General features: G+C 66.8%; 12 protein-coding genes and 1 pseudogene. 2 read left to right on the top strand and 11 right to left on the bottom strand.

Annotation, left to right across the window (positions count from 1 at the left end):
• Window positions 1-59 precede the first annotated feature (59 nt).
• The 10 genes and pseudogenes from LRK53_RS03265 to LRK53_RS03220 all read right to left on the bottom strand — a co-directional run bounded on the left by LRK53_RS03265 (window position 60) and on the right by LRK53_RS03220 (window position 14,407).
• On the bottom strand, window positions 60-1,328 hold the full coding sequence (locus tag LRK53_RS03265) for a sterol desaturase family protein (protein ID WP_027491364.1): 1,269 nt from the start codon (window positions 1,326-1,328) through the stop codon (window positions 60-62).
• Window positions 1,325-2,080, bottom strand: a complete 756-nt coding sequence (locus LRK53_RS03260) for a lysoplasmalogenase (protein WP_425504548.1) — start codon at window positions 2,078-2,080, stop codon at window positions 1,325-1,327. The genes LRK53_RS03265 and LRK53_RS03260 overlap by 4 nt, the downstream gene beginning before the upstream one ends.
• Before the next feature lie 54 nt (window positions 2,081-2,134).
• Window positions 2,135-4,426, bottom strand: coding sequence for a TonB-dependent receptor (locus LRK53_RS03255; protein ID WP_027491366.1), 2,292 nt, complete (start codon window positions 4,424-4,426; stop codon window positions 2,135-2,137).
• Window positions 4,427-4,632: 206 nt separating this feature from the next.
• Window positions 4,633-5,970, bottom strand: a complete 1,338-nt coding sequence (locus LRK53_RS03250; protein ID WP_027491367.1) for an alkaline phosphatase family protein — start codon at window positions 5,968-5,970, stop codon at window positions 4,633-4,635.
• Between the two features lie 83 nt (window positions 5,971-6,053).
• Window positions 6,054-7,154: a glycerophosphodiester phosphodiesterase gene (locus tag LRK53_RS03245; RefSeq protein ID WP_027491368.1), complete on the bottom strand. Its 1,101-nt coding sequence runs from the start codon at window positions 7,152-7,154 to the stop codon at window positions 6,054-6,056.
• A gap of 181 nt (window positions 7,155-7,335) precedes the next feature.
• Window positions 7,336-9,678 (bottom strand): TonB-dependent receptor, encoded by a 2,343-nt coding sequence (locus LRK53_RS03240; protein WP_081666526.1) that lies wholly within the window; start codon window positions 9,676-9,678, stop codon window positions 7,336-7,338.
• A gap of 215 nt (window positions 9,679-9,893) precedes the next feature.
• Window positions 9,894-10,256 (bottom strand): annotated as a pseudogene (locus LRK53_RS03235) (glycerophosphodiester phosphodiesterase family protein); the annotation flags it as partial.
• Between the two features lie 46 nt (window positions 10,257-10,302).
• The gene (locus tag LRK53_RS03230) at window positions 10,303-12,060 is read right to left on the bottom strand and encodes an alkaline phosphatase family protein (protein ID WP_027491371.1); all 1,758 of its coding nucleotides are present in this window, start codon (window positions 12,058-12,060) and stop codon (window positions 10,303-10,305) included.
• 272 nt (window positions 12,061-12,332) lie between these two features.
• On the bottom strand, window positions 12,333-12,563 hold the full coding sequence (locus LRK53_RS03225; protein WP_027491673.1) for a hypothetical protein: 231 nt from the start codon (window positions 12,561-12,563) through the stop codon (window positions 12,333-12,335).
• A 131-nt stretch (window positions 12,564-12,694) separates the two neighbouring features.
• On the bottom strand, window positions 12,695-14,407 hold the full coding sequence (locus tag LRK53_RS03220; protein ID WP_235642496.1) for a sulfatase-like hydrolase/transferase: 1,713 nt from the start codon (window positions 14,405-14,407) through the stop codon (window positions 12,695-12,697).
• A gap of 212 nt (window positions 14,408-14,619) precedes the next feature.
• Between LRK53_RS03220 and LRK53_RS03215 the strand changes: the two genes are divergently transcribed.
• Entirely contained in the window at window positions 14,620-16,617 is a 1,998-nt protein-coding gene (locus LRK53_RS03215) for a bifunctional 2',3'-cyclic-nucleotide 2'-phosphodiesterase/3'-nucleotidase (protein WP_027491671.1), read from the top strand.
• 260 nt (window positions 16,618-16,877) lie between these two features.
• Window positions 16,878-18,050, top strand: coding sequence for an IS4 family transposase (locus LRK53_RS03210; RefSeq protein ID WP_027491452.1), 1,173 nt, complete (start codon window positions 16,878-16,880; stop codon window positions 18,048-18,050).
• An 829-nt stretch (window positions 18,051-18,879) separates the two neighbouring features.
• Here the strand turns inward: LRK53_RS03210 and LRK53_RS03205 are convergent.
• Window positions 18,880-20,997, bottom strand: a complete 2,118-nt coding sequence (locus tag LRK53_RS03205) for a hypothetical protein (protein ID WP_235642495.1) — start codon at window positions 20,995-20,997, stop codon at window positions 18,880-18,882.
• Between the last annotated feature and the right edge of the window lie 195 nt (window positions 20,998-21,192).

Genomic DNA, 21,192 nt, shown 5'->3' with positions numbered 1-21,192 from the left:
CTCGCGGGGGAGCTGCCCGCGGGACCGAGGGGGCTCCTGATCCCGATCGAAGACTGGCGTCAGCCTGTCGCGACGTCGTGACGCAACGAAGACGGCCGGCGCATGCCACCCAGCCACGGCAAGGCCACCGCACTGAGCCCGAACACCACCGCGATCGCCAGCGCGACATGGCCATCCAGATGGGCAAGTCCGAACCAGCGCCCGCTGAGCAGTGGCACCGTGGCGGTCGCCAGCACGCGGATGCCTTCCGCCCACCACGCCCAACGACGGCCCTCCATCAGCGCACCGATCACGCACAGGCTGGCGACCAGGTAGAGCGCGTAAAGCAGCAGCGTCGGCAGGCTGGCCGCACCGGCCATGCCGAGAAACTGCGTGGTCATGCCCAGCAGCAGTGCGAACTGCGCCAGCACGTAAAGCTTCAGTGGCCGCGACAGCGGCGGGTCGAAGCGTTCGCCGGGCATCACGAAGTCCGGCCTCGGGTAGCGCGCCGCCACGTCGGCGGGACGCCAGCCCGGCGGCTTCAGCCACACCAGCAGCTTGTCGCGCCAGCGCCGCGCGCGCCATGCGTCCTGCGCGGTCTTCCAGTACACCTCGGCGTTCGCCCACAGCGGATTCCAGCTGCGCAGCGGCGAGCGCGTGCCGTATACCGGCGGGTCGTTGGCGTCTTCCTCGACGAAGCTGCCGAACAGGCGGTCCCACACGATCAGGATGCCGCCGTAGTTGCGGTCGAGGTAGCGGTCGTTCACTGCGTGGTGGGCACGGTGATTGGACGGCGAGCAGAACACGCGATCGAACCAGCCCAGCTTGCCGATCTGCTCGGTGTGCACCCAGAACTGGTACAACAAGTCGATCAGCGCCACCACCACGAATACCTTCAGCGGCACGCCGAGCAGCGCCAGCGGCAGGTAGAACAGCCAGCCCAGCAGCGCGCCGCTGCCGGTCTGGCGCAGCGCGGTGGACAGGTTGTAGCGCTCGCTCTGGTGGTGCACCACGTGGGCGGCCCACAGGATGTTCACCTGGTGGCCCATGCGGTGCAGCCAGTAGTAGCAGAAGTCGTACAGCAGCAACGCGCCGATCCAGACCCCCAGGCTGTTTTCAGGCAACGTGAACAGTGCCAGGTGCTCGACGCACCACGCGTAGATGCCGATCGTCAGCAGCTTGCTGAACACGCCGACCAGCTGCGAGATCACCCCCAGCCCGATGCTGTTGATCGCGTCGTTGCTGGCGTAGGCGTCGCGTCCGCGCAGCTTCGCCACCAGCAGCTCGATCCCGATCAGCAGAAAGAACACCGGGGTGGCCCAGGTGATGATGAGTTCCTGCGTGTTCATGCCGCCTCGTGTTCGACCGGTACGCCCTGCACCGAGCAGGCGATCCACCACAATGCCAGATAATACGCCGCCAGCACCCACAGGCTGGCCAGCGGCACGGGGCCGCGGAAGCGGCCCCAGGCCAGCACGCTGTCGCTCAGTATGAACACCAGCGCGCCGCGCGCCGCCAGTTGCGCAGCCGCATCGCTACGTCTCGTCCGCGCCCGCGCCCATGCCTGTCCGCCCATCGTGGCCAGCACCGCCACGTAGACGATCACCGGCACGCGCAGCGACGCGCCGATCGCGCTCCACAGCAGCGCGAGGTTCGCCGCGCCATACGCCAGGCACGCCGCCAGCGGCCACGCCGGCGCGGCGAAGCGGCTGTCGGCGAGGAACGCCGCGATGAAGCAGGCGTGGGCAACGAGGAACGCCACCAGCCCCGGCACGAACAGGTCGCCCGGCAGCATCAGCAGTACGTCGCCCGCCAGCGAGGCGGCGATGCCGGCGAGTATCCAGCGTCGATAGCGCGGCGACGGCGACGGTCGCGCCTGCCAGGCCAGCAGGAAGATCAGCGCGGTGGCCAGCGGCTTGGCGATCCAGTGCAGCCACAGCCAGCCGTGGCCCGCCTCGCCCGCCACCAGCAGCGCGCCGACGATGGCCGCAGTCGCCGTAGCCGCGGTGGCGAACGCGAGCCGGCGTACGCCGGCGGGCAACGGAGAACGGAAGACCATCGCGACCATGCGGGGCACCGTGGAGGACACCCGGCCGATCATAGCCAAGGCGCCGCCGTCGTGGCGACGGCGGCGCCCGGCGTCAGCGGCGGCCGGTCAGAAGCGCACGGTGGCGGTCAGCATCGCCGCACGCGGCGCGCCCACCTGCAGGGTGGCGTACTCGCCGGTCGGGTCCGTCGCGGTGAAGCCGTTGGAACCGATCGTGCCGTAGTAGTGCTTGCCGGCGAGGTTGGTGACGTTGAGCGCCAGCTTCAGGTCCTCGGCCACGCCGAGCTTGCCGAAGTCGTACGCCGCGGCGGCGTTGAACAGCCAGTACGACGGTACTGCCCCGTCGTTGACGTAGGTGTAGTAGCGCTTGCCGGTGTAATTGGCGGACAGGCGCAGGTCCCACGCGCCCGGCGTCCAGGCGATCTCCGAGGAGAACAACTGCTTCGGGCTGTCGACCACGGTCTTGCCCCGGGTCGCCACCACGGTGGCGCCGTTGAGGTAGTCGCTGTCGTAGCGCGAGCGGTTGTACGACAGCGCGTTGTACCAGCGCAGCTCGCTGGTCGGCTTCAGGATGAAGGTCAGCTCGGCGCCGCGGCTGGTCACCGAGCCGACGTTGGCGTACGCCGACGGGCAACCCTGGATGCCGGACGAGCACTGCTGGATCGCCAGCAGGCGGTGGTCGAACTTCACGTCGTACAGCGCCAGCGAGCCTTCGAACAGTTCCTCGGCATGGCGCACGCCGGCCTCGACGGTGCGCGACTCCTCCGGCCTGAGCTTGCCGCGGATCACGTCGAACGCGGCCTGGGTGGTGGCGAACGGGCCGCTGATGCCGGCCTGGAACGCGGCGATGTTCTGCGCGTAGGAGGCGAACAGTTCGTTCTGGCCGTCCAGCTTGTAGCTGGCGCCGAGCTGCGGCAGCAGCGACTTGTCCGCGGTCAGCTCGCCGTTCGCGTAGCTGCCCACCACGGCGTGCGTGCGGGTGCGCGTCTGCGGGCTCTTGACGCCGACGTCGAGGTGCAGCCTGCCGTCGAGCAGGCTGATGGTGTCCTGCAGGTAGAGCTGGTGCGTCTCGGTTTCGTAGCGCTGGTAGAACTTGCGGATGCTCGGGTTGTGCAGGAAGTACTGGTCGTCCACCGGGCCGGCGATGAAGTAGAAGTTGCGCTGCACCGTGTGGTGGCTGTTCTCGTACCAGAAGCCGCCTTCGAGGTGGTGGTTGCCGAGGTCCCAGCCCAGCGAGGCGATCGTGCCCCAGCGATCGATGCCGTACTCGGTGGTGCGGATCGCGATCGGCGTCTCCTGCGGCGTGCCGGCGAACGAGGTCTGGTACGGCGTGAACCAGTGACCCTGGCCACGGTTGCTGTGGTAGTAGCCGGTGGCCTTCAGGCGTACGCCCTCGGCCAGGCCGAAGTCGCCGAACAGGCCGGCCAGGCTGTCGTCGCGCAGGCCGCGGCCGGCGTAGTACGCATCGTCCATGTTGTTGACGCCGCCGGTGAAGATGCCCTTCGCCGCGTTCACCGCGCGCTGCCAGTCCGGCGCGTAGTTGTCCCAGTTCCAGCCCAGCCGCTTCTGCATGTCCAGCGACAGGTCCTGGTAGTCGGTCTCGTTGCGGCTGGAGGTGTTCAGCATCGCGGCGACGTGGTTGTCGCCGAAGTCGTACACCGCCTTGCCGTTGAACTGCTGCTGCTTCTGCGCACCCTTGCCCTTCCACTTGTCGCTGTCGGCGTAGGCGCCGGACAGGTACATCGCGAAGCCGTTGTGGTCGCCGGTGTCCAGCCGCGCGTAGGTGCGCAGCGCGCTGTCGCTGCCGGCGCTCTGCGCCAGCGTCACGCCGTAGGTGCTGGACGGGTCGGCCGAGTAGAACTGTACGGTGCCGCCGAGGTTGCCGGTGGAGGCGGTGCCCAGCGCGCCGATGCCGGCGGCCAGTTCGGCGCCGCCGAGGTTCTCGGCGATCAGCGCGCGACTGATGTGCAGGCCGTTGTTGTTGCCGTAGCTCATGTCGCCGAGCGGGATGCCATCCAGCGTGAAGCCAAGCCGGGTCTGGTTGAAGCCGCGCAGGCTGATGCGGGTGGACCACTCGTAGTTGCCGAACGAATCGGCCGACTCGAAATGCACGCCGGGCAACTTCGCCAGCACCTTCAGCGGGCTGGACCCCGGCGGCAGCACCTTCACGTCCTGCACGGTGATGCGCTGCACCTGGCGCGACTCGCCCTGGCCAATCACCGAGACGGCCTCCAGCGTCCTGGTGCTGTCTGATTCCGCCGCCCCCGCCGTCGCGGCCGGGGTGGCGGCGGCCGGCGCCGGCGCATCCGCACTGGTGGCCCATGCGGCACCGCCATGCAGCACCGCAAGCAGTGCCAGCACGAGACTGGTCTTGCGGGTCGAGATCATTGGTACGGACATGCGTGAATATCCTTCGCGCAGCAGTCCGCCTGCGCGGAGCGCCACGACATCGTCGTTGAGGAAACCGCCCGCATCCCACCCAGGCGGCAGTCCATGCAAGCGTGAACGCACTTCATGAAGCCCGTCTTACGACGACATGTCATTCGTCATTTGGATGGCCGTTTGAAACGACACAAAACGGGCGCTTCAAGGCAACCGGAATCGCATCAGCGCGTGGCGACCGGCAGTGCCTTGCCCTGCGCCTGGGGCAGACGTGCGCCCAGCAGGCGCGCCAGCGTCGGCGCGATGTCGCGCATGTCGATCTCGCCGAGGTTCCTGCCCGCAGGCACGTCCTTGCCGGCCAGCAGGAAGGTCGAGCGCATCTGCGGCAGCGCCGCGTCGTAACCATGCATGCCACGATAATGACTGGCGGCAGGCAGCGGCGTCTCCGGCGTGCTCGCCATCTTGTAGCCCGGTTTGAACAGCACGAACCATTCGGCTTGCGCGGTGCCGCCCTGCGCAACCAGCTGCGGATGCCCAAGCACGTGATCGATGCCATATGCGGGGTCGTGCCGCAGCTGGTCGAGCAGCGCCGCCACCCGTGCCTTGACGCCCGCGTTGGCGGGATCGTGCAGCACGATCGCCGCACTGCCACCGTCATTCCATGGCATGGCCTGCCAGTCCGTCACCGCACCATTCTTGAACGTGACCAGGCCCGCCTCGATGAAGGGCCGGTACAGATTCACGTCCTGCTGCACGGGCAGGAATCCGTGATCGGAGACCACCGCCACCACGCCATCCGGATGCACCTGTTGCGCCGCGGCCACCAGTTCGCCAACCAGGCCGTCGATGCGTTCCAGCACCGCCCGCGACGCCGGCGTGTCCGGCCCGCTGGCGTGCTGTTCGTGATCGAGCGCCGCCAGATACACCGTCATGAAATCCGGCTTGTGCGTTTCCAGCAACTTCACCGCGAAGCGCGTGCGCGTCTCGTCGCCAGCCACACTCTCGTCGATGCCGTCGGCATAGGGACCGAGCTCCTGCTCCATCGCCGGCAGCAGGCCGGGCGTGGCCAGCGCACCCAGCAACTTGCGGTCATCGGCCGTGCCGGTGCGCCAGATCTGCGGCAGGTTCCAGTCCACCGGCGCACCCACGCTCACCGGCCAGTGCACGTTCGCGGTGGTCAGGCCTGCGGCGTGAGCGGCATCCCACAACGTCGCTACGCGGATGTCGCTGGCGTACCAGTACCAACCCTGCTGATTCTTGTTGATGGGGTCGAAGGTGAGATTGCCGCCGATGCCATGCTGATTCGGCGACACGCCGGTGATCAAGGTGGTGTGGCTGGGATAGGTCAGCGTGGGCAGCACGCCGCGCACGCCTTCGGCATGGGCGCCGCGCTGCAGGAACGCTCCGAGATTCGGCAGCTCGAGTCCGCGCTGGTGCGCCTGCAGCACGTCGATCGGGCGCAGGCCGTCGATCGAGATCAGCAGCAGTGGTGCCGCCACCGCGCGCATGGCGGGCAGCCAGGCGAGCAGCACGAAGGACAACGCAAACAGCAGACGGCGCATGCAGGTTCCAGAAGGCGGCGAAGGAGCCATGCATGCTCGGCCCGCACCACTGCATCCGCATGACAGCGCCGCGGCGGGTTCGCTCAACGGGCGTCGAGCGCCTTGCGGCCGAGTGCCGGATCGTCGGTGAAGAACGCATCGATACCGGCATCGAGATAGGCGCGGATCTCGGCGATCGAGCCGGCCGCGTTGAACGCCTTCGGATCGCTGCCCTGCCAGAAGTTTCTCGCCTGAAACTGGTTCTCCGGACGGAACGTGTAGGGATGCAGCTCCAGCTTCGCCGCGTGGGCGTCGTGCACCAGCGGCGTCGGTCGGCCGAGCGTACCGTCCTTCGCCAGCGGGATGATCGCGCGGATGTTCGGACCGATCGCATCGGCATAGGTCGCGATCGCGCGCAGGCCGGCCGGCGTGCACATTTCGCCGTAGGTCAGCCGCCCGCCGGCGGCAACCACGTCGTACGGCCGCTGGTCGGCGTCGTCGATCAGCTGCAGCAGGCGGATGTTGCGGTGACCGTTGCCGAGCTTGCCGCGCAGATACCTGAGGTTGGCGATCTCGAACGACTGGATCTCCACCGGCGCCGTGCGGGTGTACGCGTGTGCGGCGAGGATCGCCAGCACGCGGTCCTCCAGCGGCAGGCCGGCGCGCTGGAAATAGGTGCCGTGCTTGATCTCCGGGATGATGCCGATTAGCCGCCCCCGCGTCGCCGACTCGGCGGCGACGAAATCGATGATCTCGTCCAGAGTGGGGATCTGGAACGCGCCGTCGTACTGCGTGCTGCGCAGCTCCGGCAGGCGCTCGCGTGCGCGCAGCGTCTTCAGCTCGGCCAGCGTGAAGTCCTCGGTGAACCAGCCGGTGACAGCCTGGCCATCGACCGTCTTCGTGGTCTTGCGCGCGGCGAACTCGGGATGCGCCGCCACGTCGGTGGTACCGCCGATCTCGTTCTCGTGGCGCGCCACCGGCACGCCGTCCTTCGTCATCACCAGGTCCGGTTCGATGAAGTCGGCGCCGTCGGCGATCGCCTTGCCGTAGGAGGCCAGCGTGTGCTCCGGCCGCAGCGCGCTGGCGCCGCGGTGGCCGATCACCAGCACCTTCGTGGCCAGCGGTTTTTCATTCGCGTGCACGGCGAGAGGCATAGCCAGCGTTCCGGCCACCAGCAGGGAGACGAGCCAGCATAAGACTTTCATGGATGCATTCCTTCCTGCATGCCCACGTTCCATGACGGAGCGGGAGTGGGTGCGGATTCCGGTGGCGGAGGGGTCGTCAGGCAGGCGCAGCCTTGCGCCTGCCGGGACAGTAGATCGGACAGCAACCCCTGGATGCAGGCGCTGGAGAACAACGCCAGGCCAGCATGTAGGCTGCTGCGCATCAGAACTTCACGTCCAGCGTGAGAAAGCCCTGCCGCGGCGCGCTGGCATGGAACGCCAGCCGGCGACCCGTCGGATCGCCATTGGCGAACGCGCTGAGGTTCGACTCGTAGCGGCGGTCCGTCAGGTTGGTGACGTTGAGCGACAGCCGCACGTCCTTCGCGAACCAGGCCGGGCCGAAGTCGTAGCCGGCGCCGAAGTCGAACGCGGTATAGCCGCCGAAGCCCTGGTCGTTGGTATACGTGTAGTAGCGGCGGCCGGTGTACTTGCCGCGCAGGCTCAGGTTCCACGGGCCGTCGTGCCAGCTGATCTCGCTGGCCAGCATCTTCTGCGGCGTATCGACGGTGATCTTGCCGCGGGTAGGCACCAGCGCACCGTTCTGCGTGTAGTTGTTGTCGTAGGTGGAGCGGTTGAACGAGGCCGAGTTGTACCACTGGACGTGATCGAACGGTTTCCAGATGAAGGTGAGCTCAGCACCGTGGCTGCTCACGCCGCCGACGTTGTAGAAGCGCGTGGTGCAGGCCGGGGTGGTGCCCTGCTGGATGCTCGAACACGGGTTGAGCGAGAGCAGGCGGTTGTCGAACTTCACGTCGTACAGCGCGACGGAGGCCTCGAACGCCTGCTGGGTGATGCGATAGCCGCCCTCGATCGTACGCGACTGCTCGGGCTTGAGGTTGCCGCGGCTGGCGTCGAACGAGGCCTGCGTCACCTGCAGCGGGCCGCCGGCGCCACCGCCCTGGAAGGCGGCGATGTTCTTCGCATACGAAAGGAACACTTCCTGCCCGGCGGCCAGCTTGTAGCCGAGGCCGAGCTGCGGCAGCAGCGACTTGCCCGCCTTCAGCGCACCGTTCGCCACCGGCGCCTCGACCGCCACACCGACCGTCTCGCCCGCGCTCATCGTGGTGTGCGGGCTCTTCACGCCCACGTCCACACTGAGCCGGTCGTCGAACAGCTTGAAGCTGTCCTGCAGATAGGCCTGGCGGGTGGTGATCACGTAGTCCTGGCTGAACAGGCGGCGGTTCGGGTTGGGCAGGAAGGTGTCGTCGTTGATCGGGCCGCCGATCCAGTAGAAATTGCGTTCCACGTGGTGGTTGTTCCGCTCGTACCACACGCCGCCTTCGAGATGATGCGCACCCAGCTCCCAGGCCAGCGAGGCGATGCCGCCGGTGCGGTTGATCGTGTAGTTGGTGCTGCGGATCGAGATCGGCAGCTCCTGCGGCGTGCCCGGATACGACTTCTGCCCCGGCGACCACCAGTGGCCCTGGCCGGCGTCCTCGTGGTGGTAGACCTGCGCATGCACGGTTACGCCGTCGCTGGGGAAGAAGTCGCCGGCGAGGTAGTACAGGTCGTCGTTGCGCAGCGCACGGCTCTGGTAATACGCATCGTCGATGTTGTCGACGCCGCCGGAAAACGCGCAGCGTGGATCCTTCACGCCCTTGATGGTGTACGCCGGTGCACAGTACGCCGCGGCCAGCGCGCGCTTCCAGTCCGGCGCATACAGGTTCCAGTCCCAGCCCAGCCCGCGTGCCATGCCGCTCTTCGAGAGATAGGCGTAATCGGCCTGCGAGGTGCGCGAGGTATCCGCGAATGCGGTGATCCGGCCGCCGTCGAACTGGTACACCGCCTTCGCGTTGAACTGTTTCGTTGTGGTCGGCGAACTCGGCGGTGCCCACATGTCCGCAGTGGCGCGGATGCCGGACAGATACATCGAGAAGCCGTGCCAGTCGCCGGTATCCAGGCGCAGATAGGTGCGGCGATTGTTGTCGCTGCCGACGGTCTGGCCGAAGCGGCCGCCGAATGTCGTCGCCGGATCGTCCGAGTAGTACTGGATCGAACCGCCGAGGTTGCTGGTGGATGCCGTGCCGAGCCCGCCAATGCCCTGCGCCAGCTCGGCGCCGCCGAAATTCTCGGCGATCAGCGCGCGGCTGATGTTGAGGCCGTTGTAGTTGCCGTAGGCATTGTCGCCGAGCGGCAGGCCGTCCAGCGTGTAGCCGAGGCGGGTGGTGTTGAAGCCGCGCAGGCTGATCGTCTGCGACTCCTCGTTCGCGCCGAACGCATCATTCGACTGCACGTTCACGCCAGGCATCCGGTTCAACACCTTCTGGATGCTGGTACCGGCCGGCAGCACGGCCACGTCCTTCGCGGTGACACGCTGCACCTGGCGCGTCTCGCCCTGGCCGATCACCGACACCGATTCCAGCGTGCGGGCCTGGTCGGCGGTGGCATCCGGCCCTGCCGCTGGCGTGGTGTTGTCGAGCGGTGCGGCGATCGCCACGCCGTTGAGCGCGGCGAACAGCGCCAGGGCGAGACCGGTTCTGCGGCAAGAGCGTTCGCTGACGGACATGCGCGTGCATCCTCTGCGCAGCCTCCCGCGATCGCGGGGAGCCACGGCATCAATGTGGGGAATGGGAGAATGGCCGCCCTGAGCGACCGTACGCACAAGCATGGACGTGCTTTGTGTAGGGAGCCTTACAGCCGAATGTCAGTTTTTCGGATGAACGTCCATACGGTCGGCGCGAACTCGGCGCCGCGTGCACGCGAACCCGCGCGGGCTGACGCTCAGCGCCCGTCGGGCGCCTTGCGCCCGATCGCCGGATCGTCGGTGAAAAACGCGTCGATGCCGGCATCGAGGTAGGCGCGGATCTCGGTGATCGAGCCCGCCTCGTTGAATGTCTTCGGATCGCTGCCCTGCCAGAAGTTCTTCGCCTGGAAATGGTTCTCCGGGCGGAACGTGTAGGGGTGCAGTTCCAGCTTCGCCGCGTGCGCGTCGTGCACCAGCGGCGTCGGCGCACCTAACGTGCCGTCCTTCGCCAACGGGATGATCGCGCGGATGTTCGGACCGATCGCGTCGGCATGGGTCGCGATCGCGCGCAGCCCGGCCGGCGTGCACATCCCGCCGCAGGTCAGCCGTCCGCCGGCGGCGGCACGGGCGAGGCGCCGACTCTGCCGGCCGCATGTGTAACGGTTTTTACAGCGCCGTGGCGGTCGCGGCGGAGCCGAGCTTCAGCCATTGCTGCCAGTCCGGTCGATCCACCGGCACGCCGTCGGCGTTGCAGCTGCCGAGCCGACACAGTTCGGCGCGCAGCCGCGGCGTGTGCTGCACCATCACGTGGAAGATCACGTTCTGCTCCAGCTCGCCGTGGAACGCCGCGGCGCCGGGGCCGCTGGCGAAGATCGCCACGTCCTCGCCGCCGTGCGTCTCGGCCTTCAGCGGCACGGTCGCTTCCTGCATGTAGTTGGGGTCGGTGGTGTCCAGCTGACGCAGGTCGGGCCGGCCCTTGCCGATCGCCTCGTACTCGCGCGGGTTGTGCGGGTAGCGCTTGCTGCCTTCCGGCTGCCGTTCGCTGGCGCCGGTGTAGCCAGGGCCGTTGGCGAAGCCCAGCGTGGTGTACGGCAGGCCGGTGGCGTCGCGCGCCAGGCCCGGCGCGCTTTCGTCGTCGTAGCTGTCGGTGTGGCCGGTCACCTTGCCCAGGATCGGATTGCCGCGGCGCGGGTAGCCGGCGAAGGTCATGGTGTGGCTGTGGTCGGCGGTGACCACGATCAGCGTCTCGGCCGGGTCGGTGTGCTGCAGCGCGGCCTGCACCGCGTCGGCGAAGGCGATCGTCTCGTCCAGCGCGCGGTACGCGTTGCCGGCGTGCAGCGCGTGGTCGATACGGCCCCCCTCGACCATCAGAAAGAAGCCGTTCGGGTTGCGCTTCAGCACCTCGATCGCGCTGGCGGTCATCTCGGCCAAGCTGGGCTCGCCGGCCTTGTCGTGCGCGCGCTCGTGCTCGTAGTTCAGGTGCGAGGGCTCGAACAGGCCGAGCAGGCGCGGCGTTTTCGCCAGGTCCAGCGCCTTCAGCTGCGCCGCGTTCCACACGTACTTGCCGTCCGGATGCCTGGACGTCCATTCGCCGATCAGGTCGCGGCCGTCGAGGCGCTGGCCCACGCTGGTGGCGTATTCCGGATCGTCCGCGCCGGCCGGCATGAACTCGGTGCGGCCACCGCCCATCGCCACAGTGAGGCCGCCGGCGACCGGGAAATCGATCAGCTGCGCGGCGAAGTCCTTGCAGCCGGCGGCCTTCGCCGCCTCGCTGAGGTCGGCGTCCACCTCCCAGTTGCGCTCGGGCAGGTGGCCGTAGGTGGCGGCCGGGGTGGCGTGGGTGATCCGCGTGGTGGTGACCGCGCCGGTGGCCATGCCGGCCGAGGCCGCCAGCTCCAGCGCGGTGACCAGCTCCTGTCCGCGGCTGCCGGCGCAGTCCTGCCGCTTCGGCAGCTGCGACACGCCGATGTAGCCGGCGCGGGTCTTCACCCCGCTCATGATCGCGGTCATGGTGCCGGCCGAGTCGGGCGTCTGCTGGTCGGTCTCGTAGGTGCGGCTCAGCGCACTGAACGGAAACTTCTCGAAGCTCAGCCGGTAGCTCTCGCCGTCCACGCCGGCACGCTCGCCGGCCAGCACGTGCGCGGCGGCGATGGTGGGGATGCTCATGCCGTCGCCGAGGAACACGATCACGTTCTTCGCGCGCTGGCCGCCCGCCTTCGCCTGGGCGGAAGCCAGCGCCGCCTGCGCCGCGCCGCTACGGAACCACCACGACGGCGTCTCGCCCTGCGGGCGCTGGATAGCGGGCACCGCGATCGACGACGTGGCGGCGGGTGCCACGGATGGCAGCTGGCTGGCGCAGGCGCCTAGCGCGGAAAGCATGGCGCCCAGCAGAATCGGGCGCGCGGCGAACGGGAAACGGGGCATAGGGATCTTCCGGGCTGTTCCGTGCGGGCGTCCACGCGGATGGCCTGGGATCCTAGCCGGAGCATGCGAACGTTTCGTGGCAACGGCGCGGTCGCGCCTAGGAGCGTGGGCGGCAGAAACACAAGCGGCTGCGGCTGCGCCGTTTTGGCCACCTTCCGCGCCGATTTTTGGCCATAGAACCACTATGGGCCGGCAAACCGTCACGCAAGCTGGCTCAAAACGGCTTTGCCTCGCCTGCTTGGTTTCTACCGCCCACGCTCCTAGGGCACGCCTCAATCCCTGCGATGCGCCCGCTTGCCGTACATCCGGCGGTACACCGCGCTCACCCGCTGTTCCAGCGCGCCGCCTTGCTGAGCCTGCTCGAACGCTTCGTTGAGCTGCTTCTCGGCGGCATGCAGGTCGCGCAGGAACCGGCGGTCGTCGCTCGACAGGCCGCAGTCGGCCATCTGCCGCTCCAGGCTGGCGCCGGCTTTTTCCGGGGGTGGCGGCTTGCGCGCGTTCATATGTCGGGCAAAGCAAGACACCTGCCAGTGCCGTCAGGCCCGCCGGTACGCGGCCCGTGCCCCGCGCCTGGGCGTCTTCACGGCCGATCGGGGCGCAAACTGCCGCTGCCGGTCAGCCGCGGCCAGCGCGCCTACTCGTACACGTGCAGCCGGCCGATGGTCCAGGCGTGGTAGGACGCGAGCAGGCCCGGCACGGCGCAGTCGTCGTACAGGCCGTGGCAGCGTTCGCGCAGCTCGATGGCCGCGGTGAAGTAGGCGTCGGTGGGTACGCCGGCGGCCTGTAGCACCATGCTGGGCAGGAACGCGATGTCGAGCAGCGGGTACTGCGGCAATGGCGGTCCGGCGAAGTTGCTTTTCAGCATGTAGTAGGTGAGGTAATCGCGGTAGGGCCGCAGCGCGGGCGGCAGCCGGCGCGGCAGGTCGCGGATCAGGCCGTTGAACGACGGCTGGTGGTCGCCGAAGTGCAGCAGCACGGTGGCCTGCGGGCGGTCGAGGAAGCTGTGCTCCAGCGCACGCATGGCCAGGTCGGAGGCATGCAGGCGCGCGAGATAGGTGTCGAAGTTCAGCGCCGTGTCGGGCGGCAGTCCGCGCAGCAGGTTGCGGTACGGCCGCGGCAGCCTCGCCATCGGCTGGTGGTCGTGCGGGCCGTGCTGGTTCAGCGTCAGGATCATCAGGAATACCGGCTGCCCCGGTTTCTTCACCTTGTCGTAGATGCGCCTGGCGGCCGCGAACATCTGCGCGTCACTCTCCTCCCACTCCTCCAGGCCCAACTCGTCGGCGCCGTACAGGTGGTCGAAACCGTAGGCCTGGTACGCGTTGCGGCCGTTGATGAAGTCGGCATTGGTCGGGTAGATGCCGATGGTGAGGTAGCCGAGCCGGCGCAGCTGCAGCGCCAGCGCATCGTGCACGTTCGGCGCCAGCACGTACGGCGCGTACATGCCGCCGGGGCCGAAGATGTCCTGCGGCATGCCGGTGAGCGCGGCGAACTCGCTGACCCAGGTGCCGCCACCGAAGGTATGCACGCGCAGCATGCCGTGCGCGCGGGTGCGCGCATCGGCACGGAACATCGCGGCCCGGCACGGCGGCACGCTGCAGGCGTCGTAGACCGACGGGTCGAACGTACTTTCTTCCAGCACCTGCACGATGTCCGGGTACGGTGGCGGCATGCGGCCGGGCGCACCGGTGGCGGTGGCGCCCCAGTCCGGCTCGGCCACCGCGTCGTCGGCCATCGCCGGCAGCTCCACGTCGGCGTCGTGCAGGTTGACGAAGAAGTTGGTCAGCTGCGCATCGTCGGACATCTTCTGCCAGGCGTTGCGCGAGTGCACCTGCGCGAACGGCCCGGCGGGCAGCATGCACAGCCACAGCGCCAGCGCGCTCAACGCGGCACCGCCGAGGCGCATGCCGGCGCCGCGCCGCGGCGGCGGCCGCTCCAGCACCCGCCAGTCCCAACGCCATACCAGATACAACAGCGGCGGCAGCAGCACGCCCAAGACGAGCCCCACCGTATACAGGTGCGGATAGTGGCGCAGCGTATCCAGCAGGCTGCTGTGCACGTAATAGATGAAGTCCGACGGCATCAGCTGCGAGTCGAGATAGCGCAGCTTCAGCACCGCCACCGACTTCAGCAGCAGGAACAACCCGCCGCCGACCAGCAGCGCCATGCCAAAGCGGCCGAACGCGAACAGCAGCACGCCGAACGTGCACAGCATCAGCCCGAGGATGAAGCCGCGCTGCAGCGGCAACGGCTCCTGCCACGCCGTGAGCGCGATGCAGGCGGCGAAGAAAACCAGCGCGCACAGCACCACCGCAACTGCCCGTGTGGGGTGCAACGAGATTCGACGCATGGCTGGAAGTCCCCCCGCGGGACCGCTGTCATCCTGGTGACATCTTACGGTCTTGCAGGTGTCACGCGCTGCGGCGCCGGCGCGCCGTTCCACGGGCGTTGAGCTTGGCGGCGTGGCCGGGGCCAGGGCCGCGACCGGAGCAATGCGCAAGCACCCGGTCACCCCGATCTGCTAATTTCCGCGATCCGAACCCGCCTTTCCCACGGACTCCCATGTCGCCTCGCCCGTTGCCGCTCGCCACCCCGCTGCTCGTCCTCGGCGCCGCCCTGCTCGCCGGCTGTTCCAGCCTGCCCTGGGCGGCCGGCAAGACGCCCGACGGCGCCCGCGCGAGCGTGGCGATCCTGGAAACCACCGACGTGCACGCGAACGTGCTCAGCTACGACTACTACAAGCTGAAGCCGGACCCCTCGCTAGGCTACGAGCGCACCGCCACGCTGATCCGCCGCGCCCGCACCGAGTTTCCCAACACCTTCCTGTTCGACAGCGGCGACACCATCCAGGGCAGCGTGCTGGCGGACTACCAGGCGTTGGTGAAGCCGGTCGCCTGCGACCAGGAGCTGGCCATCTACCAGGCGATGGACGCGATGGGCTACGACGGCGGCACCGCCGGCAACCACGAGTTCAACTACGGCCTGCGCTTCCTGTCGCAGGTCACCGGCACGCCGATGAACGTGGACGGCGGCCACCACGACCGTTGCGCCGGCCCGCGCTTCCCGCTGGTGCTGGCCAACGTGTACAGCGCGCGCGACGGCAAGCCGATCTTCCAGCCGTGGACGGTGGTCACCCGGCAGATCGAGGCCTACACGCCCGACGGCAGCAAGATCAAGGTGCCGCTGAAAGTCGGCATCATCGGCTTCACCCCGCCGCCGATCATGGACTGGGACAAGCAGAAGTTGGCCGGCAAGGTCACCGTCAGCGGCGTGGTCGAGGCCGCGCGAAAGTACCTGCCCGAGCTGCAGGCGCAGCACCCGGACCTGGTGGTGGCGATCCTGCACGGCGGCCTGAACACCGCGCCGTACACCCCGGACATGGAAAACGCCGGCTGGTATCTGGCCGGCGTACCCGGCATCGACGCGCTGCTGCTCGGCCACTCGCACACGGAATTCCCCGGCCCGTACTACGCCGGCATGAAGGACGTCGACGCACGGCTCGGTTTCGTGCGCAACGTACCCGCGGTGATGGGCGGTTTCTTCGGCAAGGACCTCGGCGTGATCCAGCTGGTGCTGAACCGCAAGGGCGGCCGCTGGGTGGTCGACCTGGACAACACCCACAGCGAGGTGCGCCCGATCTGCAAGACGAAGCACGATTGCGTGCCGGCCGACCCCGCGATCGCGCCGCTGGTGCGGCAGGCGCACGAGGCGACCATCGCCTATGTCAACACGCCGATCGGCGAAAGCGCGCTGCGCCTGAGCAGCTACTTCGCCGACGAGGGCAACATGACCGCGCTGGCGCCGGTCAACGCCGCGCAGATCGACTACGTGCGCCGCGAACTGCCGCGCACGCACCCCGAGCTGGCGAATCTGCCGGTGCTGGGCGCCGCCGCCGCCTTCCGCACCGGCTTTGGCGGCCCCGACGACTACACCGACGTCGCCCCCGGCCCGCTCACCATGCGCAGCGCCGCCGACCTGTACTTCTACCCGAACACGCTGGCCGCGGTGAAAACCGACGGCGCGGGAGTGAAGGCGTGGCTGGAAGAATCCGCCAAGCGCTTCAACCGCATCGACCCGGCGAAAAGCGGCGAGCAGGCGCTGATCAACAGCCGCTTCACCGGCTACAACTTCGACCAGATCCAGGGCGGCATCCACTACGTCATCGACGTCTCCAAGCCGGCCGGCCAGCGCATCACCACGCTGACCTTCCAGGGCAAGCCGATCGAGCCGACCCAGCCGTTCATCGTGGTCACCAACAACTACCGCGCCAGCGGCGGCGGCCACTTCCCCAGCCTCGACGGCAGCAACATCGTGCTGGCCGCGCCGGACGGCACCCGCCAGATACTGGCGAAGTGGCTGGAGAGCAGGCAGCGGATCGGCGCGAAGGACCTCGAACCGATGTCATGGACCTTCGCCCCGCTGAAGACCCGCGGCCCGGTGGTGTTCACCGGCGCCAGCGGCAAGCAGGATGTGGCGCGCGCCGCCGGGCTCGACAACATCCGCCAGTTGAAGGATCACGGTGACGGCACGGCGACGTATGCCATCGACCTGTCGCGTTGAACGATGCGTTTTTGTAGGGCGGGCACTGCCCGCCGCCCTGGCTTTCTGCTGAGTGCCGCAACGCATCAAGAGCAAGAGCTTTCGTCCTCCTGCGGAGGCCGAGGTTCTTCTCTTTTGCTTGTCCCAGTACTGTCCGGGGAAAGCGCACGCGGAGCTTGGTAAACGGTTGATCTGAGGGCAGTAACCGACGCTTTCCGGGTGTTAGCGATTTCAACCCGGTTTGCCTCAGGCTGGACGACGTCACCTCGGAGGACGTCGTCATGCATGAAGGGCGCTTTGTGTTTACGCAGCTCATGCAGCATCTGCCGATGCATACGTTTCGTCGCCTCGTTGCCAAGTTCGATGGCAATCGTTATGTGAAGCGATTCGCGTGCCTCGATCAGTTCCTGTGTATGGCCTTTGCTCAACTCACCGGACGCGAAAGCCTGCGCGATATCGAGATCTGTTTGCGCGCTCATCAGGCCAAGCTCTATCACTTGGGCATTCGTGGGCATGTAGCACGCAGCACACTGGCCGATGCCAATGAACAACGTGACTGGCGCATCTATGCCGAGTTCGCGCAAACCCTGATCGCCACGGCGCGCCGTCTCTACGTCAACGAACCGCTCGACGTCGAATTGGCACACACTGCCTATGCGCTCGACTCCACCACGATCGAGTTGTGCCTGTCGGTGTTCCCGTGGGCGCGGGCGATGCATCCCGGCCGCGGTGGATTGAAGGTACATACGCTGCTCGACATTCGCGGCGCAATCCCTACGGTCATCAGCTTTTCCGAGTCCCGCCAGCACGATGTCCACATGCTCGACGAGCTCGTGCCTGAACCTGGCGCGATCTATCTGATGGACCGCGCCTATCTCGATTTCGAGCGGCTCTATCGATTCCACTGCGAAGGTTCCTTCTTCCTGATGCGCACCAAGAAGAACCTCCGAGTGCGGCGACGCTACTCCCATCCGGTGTCTGATCGCACGCTCATCGGTTGCGATCAGACCGTCGTGTTGACACGGGACGTCGTCCGCAAGAAATACCCTGGCCCGCTACGCCGTGTACGCGTGCGTGACACCGACAGCGGTCAGTCCATCGTCTTGCTGACCAATCACTTTGTGCTTCCTGCGGCGACCATCAGTGCCCTGTATCGCCACCGTTGGCAGATCGAAATTTTCTTCAAATGGATCAAGCAGCACCTGCGCATCAAGGCGTTCTTCGGCACCTCGCCCAACGCAGTGAAGACGCAGGTCTGGATCGCCGTCGCCGTCTACGTGCTGATCGCCATCGTGCGCAAGCGTCTCCAGCTGACGACTTCACTCTATGAACTTCTACAGATTCTGAGTGTGACGTTGTTCGAGCAAACCCCGCTGGAATGCGCCTTGCGGCGGCAGGAACCACAGCTTTCTGCCGACGACGACGCTAACCAACTGATTCTATTTCCGGATTAACCGGACAGTACTGGCTTGTCCAAAAGAGAAGTACCCAAGAGAAAACGCCCCCCCGCTTCCGCGCCTTGCGGACATCCTGTCCGCAAGGTCCGCGTTCGGGCTCCGGGGTTTGTCGACAGGGCATCCTGCCCTGACGCCAAACTGGTCGGCATCCATGCCGACCACCCTGCGGGCTGATCCTCCACCCGCCCGCCGCTGCAGAGGGGCCCCGGGTAGAGCAGCGGGCCATCGTGGCCCGCACTCTTCAGAAGATCCAAAACCTCGCCACCTGCGCCTTTGATGCAGTTGGCAGTTGCCGCCCTTCACGTCACGCGTGCGAAAAACGTCTCGCGCTGCGCACCTTGAGTCGACCTCAGGACCGGCTTGCAGGAGATCCGCCACAGTACTGACTTGATCGGCCCAAAGGGTCTGCTCTCGACCCAAAGCGGACTGCTGCGGCTCTGATCGGCGGCGTAAGTTACTCCTAAGTCGGAAAGGGGGCGCCGGTGCTTTCGAGCTTGCGTGCGATCTGCGTCGCCCGGAATTGGCACGATTCGTGGCCTCTTGCCAACCAGCCACGCTAGTGCGACTCAAGCCGTGGAGGCCTGCTTCCGCGCGCCTCAGGTTTCGAGAAGTGCGACTAGCGACGCCCCCACAAACCAAGCCGAGGTCCCTCGGAATGCCACGGAAGCGGCCACCGCGTGCAAGAGTGCCACGTGGGGTGGAGGGAAGCGGCGGTGAATCGGAGCACCTGTCTCCCCCTGCAGCACCACGATCCCACTGGCCAACCACGTTGCCTGCACCGCGGTGACGCAACCGGGCCTCAGGATTTCCTACCCCATTGAGCGCGCTAGTGCGACGTTTGGGCCATCTGCGCCCGCAGCGTCAGGCCGTGCTTGACCTCAGCGTAGAAGTTGTAGGTCTGGTAGCTCGCCCTTCTTAGAAAACTAAGCCGAGACAAGAATTCCGTCGGCTCGCTCACGCCATCAAGCAGGACGAGCAGCTGCGGCGCACTCAAGAACCAGCAGGCGAAGAACGGGTTCCGCTTCTCGAGGCCCAAGTCGTTCCACGAGCCCAAATGATCGATCAACGCTGGCAGCGTCTTGTAGTTCAAATCCTTAAGCGTCTTCTTGTGCAGCTTCTGCGCCTCGCTGTCGATCGCGTTGTACCGCGCTGGAAGGATCTGCTGAAGCAGCTTGCTTAGTGCCGTACGGTCCTGGAAAACGCCAAAGTCGAACAAGGCTACGGCGATACGGTCGACGTCCTGTTCCTGCCACGTCAAGTCGTGGTTGGATTCGGCCAGGTGGAGTTTCTTGTCCCGCCGCAATTGCACCTCATGGCCCATGGCTTGCTCTTGCGCAGCGATGGCACTGGCCGCGAGCGAGACAATGACGTCCACGTCACTGCCGGCGTTGGCGTTTCGCGTCAGGGGCTTGGCCTTGGACTCAAGAAACACTAGATGCCCGGCTTCGTCGATCACCTGGTCGCATTCGCCGTCGATGCCCGCTTGGGTGACGTACTGCCCGGTGTAGGTGGTGATGCCGTGGGCAGCCAACTCATGCCGCACAAGATTTTCCAACCCCCTGCCGACGATCTCGCTTTGGAACTGTCCCTTCTCGATATCGCGCAACGCGGAAATGACGGCCTCGACGAAGGCGACACCAGCCACGGACTTATCAAGAACGACGAACTTGCCGCCGTTCAATGGCAGCAACGGTTTGAAGTACAGGTTGTTTCCCGTATCCGGTCCGCCGTCGGACTGCTTGGCCGTTCGACCCGTGGGCCGGGAGAACAGGCGGCTAGGACCCCCCGGCGGATGGGACAGGACGCTGAGGATGATGTCCTTGGCAACCGCCCTGGTTACGCCTGGCACCGACCGGCTGACGTCACCGACGTCTAAGGTAACCGGGCCGCACCGGTCGCCGATGCACTGGTAGATGCGCTCAATCACCGCGTAGACGTCGCTTAAGGTCCAGCCGGCGCCGTAGGGTCTGTCGGACGGAATCTTGTATAGCAACGGCCGTAGGATGCGGACCACGTCCGTGGGACGGAGCTGGGGAAAGGTATAAATCGTGTCATACAGCGCCCGACGTGCGAGCGAGTCAGGCAACTCGTCCGTCGTCAGGGATTCGAAGATCGGCGGCGAGTAGTCCTGCACATCGTGCAGGGCCGCATAGTCTGTCGCCAGGGCGACCAGTTCGTCCCAGGCAACCTGCGGGTCGGTCGAGCGGGCCTTTTCATACAGGTGCTTGCCCGCCAACGCCAGCAGGTAGCCCCACGGAACGTCCAGCGACATCGGGCGACCCACGTGAATCTTGCGCGTGATCAAGTAGCGCGCGAGCGGGGCGTCGTATGTCGATTGCACGGTCTGGAATATCTTGCGGGCTACGCTCAGCCCGCCCAAAGCACGGACCAGCTCTTCGATACGTGCGACCAGCCGATCGTCATCGGCGTTCGACACACCCAACCGGTCCCCGTGCTGCTCTATAGCGTATCCGCGCTCCCGCAGTCGGCGGGCCGCCTTGCCGACGCCGAACTCGCGTGGGTAGTGTCGCTCCAGATCATCGCGTGGGTGCGCGAAGCGCGCTTTGACGCAGATTGCCGCGGCCAGCGCCTGCCAGTCGATCGCGGCACCCGTCTTGCGTCCGGTCGCGGCCGGCATGCAGTACATGTACCCGTCGATGACGTCGAATAGCCAATCGAGTGGCGTGTCAAAGATCAGGCTGGCGTGGATTAGCTGCGTGCGAAGAGAGACGAGGTGGGTTCTTACTCCGCGGGAATCCGGCGCCGACAAGGCCTCTAAGTGCTGCTGGATCTTCTGACTGCACTGGGACGTGCCCATGCCTTCGGGCGTGATGTCGATGGCGCGAAGTTGCTCCGGGGTGTCCTTGCCGCCGTGCAACCGGTCAAAGTCTTCGATCAGTTGTCGCAACTCGTTGAGATTGGGCTTGGGCGCAGCTGTATCCATGAAGGTCTCTTGACGACGCGCTGAAGGCGGTCTTGTAGTCGGGGCGATTATGCCGCCGACGAGCCTTACCGCTCGGTTGTCCGCTTTTGGCCGAACCGAGACATTTGCCGCATTGAAAAGTCCCGCTTGCGGCGGGACTCTTTCGCTTCTGGTTTTACGGCTTTCGCGACCGCGCAGCGGTCGCGCACCGAGTGC

This window comes from Rhodanobacter thiooxydans, assembly GCF_021545845.1.
GTDB lineage: Bacteria > Pseudomonadota > Gammaproteobacteria > Xanthomonadales > Rhodanobacteraceae > Rhodanobacter.
Note: the sequence above shows the minus strand (reverse complement) of the source record. Positions and strands in the feature narration are given on the sequence as shown.